General features: G+C 70.2%; 1 protein-coding gene. It reads right to left on the reverse strand.

Translation table 11 applies throughout. The features are described from left to right. A partial coding sequence (locus tag D7X12_RS37950) for an RHS repeat domain-containing protein (protein WP_147443923.1) occupies positions 1-6296 on the reverse strand: 6296 nt, incomplete at its 3' end. Positions 6297-6319: the final 23 nt, after the last annotated feature.

Here is a 6319-nt window from a genome sequence, read left to right on the forward strand (position 1 = left end):
GTCACCACCTGCGACTTCTCCCAGGGGCCCTCCCACGCCACCGTCACATCGCGCGTCGTCCCCCCTCCCGACACCGTCTCCTTCACCAGACGCCCCCGCGCGTTGTGGCGCCGCGTCGTCACGATCGTCTTGTTGTTCCCCAGGTCCGCCGTCTCCACCGTCTCGTGCGTGGCAGGGAGGTAGGCATACGTCCACTTCATCGCGGGCGTCGTTCCGAAGGCCGCCACGGTGCGCTCCAGCGGGCGCCCCAGCGCGTCGTACGCCACCACCGTGCTCACGTAGCCCGGGTGCGGGCCCGTTTCCGTCTTCAACCGCCCCGCGTCGTCCCACACGTACGTCTTGACGTAGTCTTCCGGGTCCACCGTCCGCAGCAGGTGGCCCGCCGGGTCGTAGGTATTGCGCGTCACCGCCCCCGTCGGCGACTGATGCCAATAGACATCGCCCCGCTCCGTGTAGCGGAACGTGTCCACGGCCGAATGCCCATCCACCAGGCGCCGTGACTCCAGGACCCGGCCCGCGGTGTCCATGAGCTGCGTCTGCGTTTCCGTGCGCGGGCCACTCCCAGTGTCGATGGTGCGCGTCAGCGTCACCAGTCGGTTCGGGTCGTCGTAGGTCCGCGTTTCCACGAGCGTCAGCGCTCGTGCGTTGGACGTCTGCACCGTGCGCGTCATGCGCGTCAGCCGGCCCAGGACATCCGAGTACTCCCGCTCTTCCACGAGCCCCAGCTCCGCGTCCTCGACCCGCTTCACCCGGCCCGCCGCGTCGTATTGGCGCCGCTCATGCACCGCGCCGTCCACCCGCTCGCTGTCCGTGAAGCCCGGCCTCCCCAGTGCGTCCAACCCCGTCATCTTGAGCACATGGGTCCCCGGCGGGCCCTGCACACGGCGCACCGGATGGCCCTGCCCATCCAGCGTCACCGACTCCGTGTCGCCATCCCCCCAGTCCCAGGAAACGGCTCGGCCCAGTTCGTCGTAGGCCACCTTCGTCTCGCGCTTCAGCGCGTCCGTGATGACCCGGGGAAGGCCTTCCGCGTCCAGCGTGTACTTCGTCTCCGTGACGCCGTTGACCGTGACCCGCTCCAGCCGGCCCGCACTGTCGTAGAAATGGACCCGCACACGCCCTGTTTCATCCGTGGTGCTCTTCAGCTGGCCCTTCTCATACGCATACGAGCGCGTCACCAGCCGCTCGGGGTCGCCCACGCGCGTCGTTTCGCTCTCCAGCTGCCCGTCCACGTAGGACATGATCCGCAGGTGCGCGGACGTCGTGCCCCCGTCAGGTGCCTGCGCCAGCGTCTCCGTCACCGTGAGGACCGGCTTGCCCTCCTGGGACTCCGTCGCCTCGTACGTGTAGGTCCACTTCTCCGCCGGCGACCCCGACCGCTCCAGCGTCAACACCCGCCCGAGCCCGTCGTACGTCCAGGCCTCGTAGGTGCCTGTCTCCAACTCCTCGGAGCGCTTCACCCGGCCATAGACGTCATACTCCACCGTTCGCGTCAGGGTGCCCAGCCCGGTGGCACCGGCCAACGTCATCACCGTCTTCCGGGCCTGCCCCAGGCTGTTGAACTCTTCGTGGAGCACCGTCCGGCCCTGTGCGTCCGTGAAGCGCTCGAGGAGGCCGTCCGCGTCGTACTCCTGCGCCTGGAACAGCGTCTCGGTGCCCTCGGTGTTCGTCAGCGACAGCGACATCAAGTCACCCGCTGCGTCGCGCGGGCTCGAGATGCTCGCGGTACCCGGCCCCACCTTCACTGTCGACGTGGACGGCGTGCCGAAGCGCGCATCCAGGTCGAGGTGCACGAGCTTGCGGTCCGTCTCCAGTCCCGCCACCGGCAGGCTGTTGTCCGGCCCCTTCGTCAACACCACATCCGTCAATCGCAGACTCGTGTCGGGCGTCATGTTCAACACGCGTCCCAGCGGCGACACCGAACGTTCCACGACCACCGGCTGGCCCTTTGTTCTGCTGAACCACTGCTGCGTCGTCTGTGCCACCGCCGTCGTACTCGTGGCCAGGTTGTTGGACGTGTTGAGCTGCAGGTCCACCTGGATCTCGTCCGGCCGCGTGACGGAGCGCTTGCCTCCAGCGCCGTACGCCATCGTCAGCTTCCCTCCCGCCATCCCCGTCTCCACCACCTCCGACACCACCTCGCGCACCGCGACATGCGGGTGCGGTGCTCGGGGTGATTGCCGCAGGTACGTCGCCGTCCACTGCGCCGGGCCTACCGCCAATGCCGTCTCGCCGTGGATGAGCCGCGCCACCGACAACTCGTTGAGCGCCGCCCAGCGCTGCGTGGCCCCCAGCGACGCGGGCACGGGCTCATAGTCGTAGCTGTAGATGAGGAAGGGGACGCCCGGCGTCCGCACCGCTCGGGTGAGATTGCCCAGACCATCCCGGGTGAAGGTCACCCCGTACGCGCCCTCCTCGCCCCCCGACAACGTCACCGTGCTCAGCCACTGGAAGCCCTGACTGCGCACCATCAGCCGCAACAACGGCGAGACGTTGGGCGCCTCCAGGTCCACCGGGTCATAGCCAAAGGACAGCTGCACCTGTCCCGTGTCCCCCTTCTTCGTGGCCGTGGACACGAGGTCCGAAGCCGGCAGGTACGTGAGCGTCGTCCACCCCTTGCCTTCTTCCCGTCCGTGCGCATCCCCGAAGCGCGTCAGCAACCAGCGGCGCTTGCCTTCACCCCAGGGCCCCGTTGCCCGCCGGTTGAACTCGAAACGCTCTCCCCCGGAGGTGACGAGGACGACGTTGTCGCCTTCGGGCGCCTCGACCGGCGCCTCCACCGTCAGCGTGAAGCCGTGCGTGTTGTCCGTCGTGCACGCGCTCGCGTTGCCCCGCTGCGAGGACTGCGAAGGTATCGCGCACCCCGGGAAGCCGTAGGCCTGGCCGTTGACGACCACCACGTAGCGCCCGAAGCGCTCTTCGCGGACGAAGCCCTCGAAGTTGTGCCGCCACCCCAGACCCAGTGGCGTGAGCTCGTTGTCCTGGTTGTTGTACGTGCGCGAGAACCCGAAGGTCCCATTGAGGAACGGGAGGGAGAAGTCCTCGTGGGAGAACGACAGGTGCCCGTCCGACGCGCTCACCCCCGACACCGACGCCTGCCCCACGGCCCGCGCGGTCGCGGCGTTGTAGGAGCCCTCGGGCTTGCCCAGCGCCGTCACCGTGCGCTCGGTTGCCACGAGCGTCACGGGCTCCAGCACCAGGTACACGGACTGCGCCCCCTGGGCGCTGCCCGGCATGCTCGACAGGTCCGGCGGCAGCGCGAGCTGGAAGCGCACCGCCCCCGTCGCCGAGGGTTGCGACGCCTGCTGCAGCTGTTCGCGCACCCGTCCCCGGAGCGTCTCCTCCACATGGAACGTCCCGTCCACCGCGCGCGACAACAGCGCCTCCTTGAGGAGGTTGCCGCCGGCCTGCTCACACGTCGGCGTGCGGCACAGCTTCAACACCCCCGCGCTGAACTGCTCCGGCTCCACGAAGAAGGTGGTGATCGCCGGGCGCCCCACGGGACGACCGATGGCCGCCGTGCCGTCCGCTTCATCCGGGGCCACGGCCGCTTCGGCCAGGTGCTCCGTCGACGCCGCCAGCACGTCCTTGCGCGACGCGAGCCCGAAGAGGTTGAAGCGGTAGAGGACGTTCTCCGCGTTCCCGCTCAGATACAGCTCCAGGTAGAGGATGTCGCTGGCGCTGAGGACCTCCGCGAGGTACTCGCCGCCGCAGTGGGCCACGAGGGAGTGGGTCGTCGGGTTGAGCGTGAGCGGGCAGTCCATGCCGAACGCGTCACTGCCCAGGCGCACCCGGTAGTCGCCGCTCAGCGTGCCCGCACGGCCGGCGTCATCCGGCTCCAGCAACTGACCCAGGAATTCGTACGCCAGGTCGCGCTCCTTCGCGGCCGGCTCCGTCTCCTGCGTCAGGTCACGCGCCACGCCGTCGCCCGTGGCCAGCACCTTCTGGGGCTTCAGGTCGAGGATGCGGAACTCGTGCTCGCGCGCCAGGTCGTACTGCTCCGACAACGCGCCCTTCGCGTCGTAGCGTTTGAAGACGTTCTTCAGGACGATGGCCTGCGCAGGCAGGCCGGGCGGGTTTTCTCCCCGGGGCTCCGGCTCCTCGAAGTGCGCCGGTTTCGCCACGTCCTCGGCGCGGCTCACCCAACCGTCGCCGTCCTGGTCGCGCTCCAGCAGGCGGCTGCCCACGACGTGCAGGTAGTAGTTCGCCCGCACCAGGCTGTTGACGGTCTCCGTCTTGCCATCCACGTTGAGCCGGCGCAGTGCCGCCTCCACATGCACCGTGTTCTGCCCCGGCGCCACCGCGAACGTCGTCACCGCGGGCTGCTCCACCGCGCTGCCCGTCACCCGGATGATCTGTCCGGCCAGCGGCGGCACGCCCGCCGGCACATCGCTCAGCTCCTGATCATCCTGGAGGCACGAGGCCCGCTGCAGGGCTGACGCGGTCGCCGGAAGCTCCGAGCAGTACACCTCCAGCGGCACGCCCGCGTCCGCGTCATCGTCCGTCAGGATGCCCGGCGCGCACGCGCCGCCGTCCGCCTGGAAGCCCCGCACACAGTCCCCGCCCGCCGTACCGGCGTCCGGAGTCCCCGCCCCCGGCTCCACCGGAAGCTGCCGCTGACGACGCACCCGCCAGTGGGTCACCACCTGGACGTAGTCGTCCCGCGTGGTCCCCGCGCTGCCCGTGCGGATGAGGTGCTTCTTCGCCGCCTGCGCCACGCCGTCATCCTGGGCGCGCCGCTGCACCCGCACGTCGATCTCCGGCGGATACAGGTCCACGTCCCCCGGGATGCCCAGCTCCTGCTGCGTGCAGTGGGAGATGGAGAAGGTCTGTGAACCCTCCTGGAGCTGCAAGGGACCGTTCGCATCCGCCGGGCACTTGCCGTCCACCCGCGCGTTGCGGTTGATGGCCGGCACCGTCACCGTCGACATGCCGGAGTAGCCCGTGGCGTGGTTGACGGCGAACACCACCAGCCGGTCGCCTTCCGACAGTCGCAGGAAGCCGCTGTTGCTCTCGGAGCACTCGTTCTTCAGGAACAGGCGCTCCTCGGCCGTCTTCGCGCCGTCCACCTGCAGCAGCTCGCACCGCGCCCGCGTGGCACGGGAGACGGAGTTGGTGGGCCCCAGCCGCAGCCGCGAGTACTGGCCCTGCGGCACCTCGGGCGGCTGCTGCGGATCCGGGCACGCCTGGACGGACGGGCGCGTCACCGCGTAGCGCGCCAGCGGGTGTTCCAGGTCCCCCTCCCGGAAGAAGTGGACCTCCGTCGTGGCCACATCGGCCTCGGAGATGCGCAGCACCTCTCCCGTCTGGGGGTCGCGCTGCGTCGCCGCCGCGCCCTGGCACACCGCCGGAACCTGCTGTCCGTCCTTGTGCTTGAAGGTGACGCGACCGTGCAGCAGTCGCACGTCCACCAGCACGTCCGCCCGGGTCGCCCCGCCCGGGTACAGCCAGAACATGGGGGAGCACGCGGAGAACGAACCGTTCACGCTGTCGAAGCGGGTGTTGCCCGCTTCGTCCAGCCGCGCGACGAACCGGGGCCCCAGCGGGATGTCCGCGCAGGCGATGCTCTGCGTGTTGGGCGAAGGCACCTGCAGCAACGTGCTGTACTTGCCTGCCTCGCCGGTCATCGCCGCGCTGTCGTTCACGCTGGTGATGTCCACGCGCACGCCCTGGAACCGCGCCGCGCCGCGGAGCGGATCCGTCTCGCCCTGGGAGCTCACCTCCGCCCGTTGCAGGGTCAGCGTCGCGCGCTTCGGGGCGCCCACGCCGCCATCCGTCGGCAGCGGTACCAGCGTCGCCTTCAGCTCGATGGCGCGCGTGTCGAACCGCGTCGCGCCCCGCAGCACCAGCGTCGTCGTGCCCGGCACGAGCGCCACCGTCGTGGCCAGGGTTGCTTCGTTGGCCTGCTGGGTGATCCACGTCGCCCCCGCGCCCGGCGCCAGCGACGTGCCGTCCGGCGATACCCCTTGGAGGCTCGCGGTGACCGGCTCACCCGCCGGCTGCGAGAGGGCCGCATTGGCGTCGTAGCGCGCGCTGAATCCGATGGGCTGCAGGTACGGCAGGTCCACCTCCACCGGCTGTCCGAGCGTGGCCTCGGCGGGCGCCATCAACTGCAGGCGCGTCTCGTCCTCGGCCGGCGCGCGCACCACGCCCCACGCGTGGGCCGTGCCGCCGGGGAAGGCATCCATCGCGCTCAGGCCCAGCGTCCCCCCCCCCAGCAATCCCTGGGCGTGGGCCTGCGCCAGGAGGACCCCGGCCACCTCCTGCCAGAACGAGGGACGCTTCGGGCCCGGCATCCGCAGCCCCAGCCCTCCATCCG

It is taken from the genome of Corallococcus sicarius (assembly GCF_003611735.1).
Lineage (GTDB): Bacteria > Myxococcota > Myxococcia > Myxococcales > Myxococcaceae > Corallococcus > Corallococcus sicarius.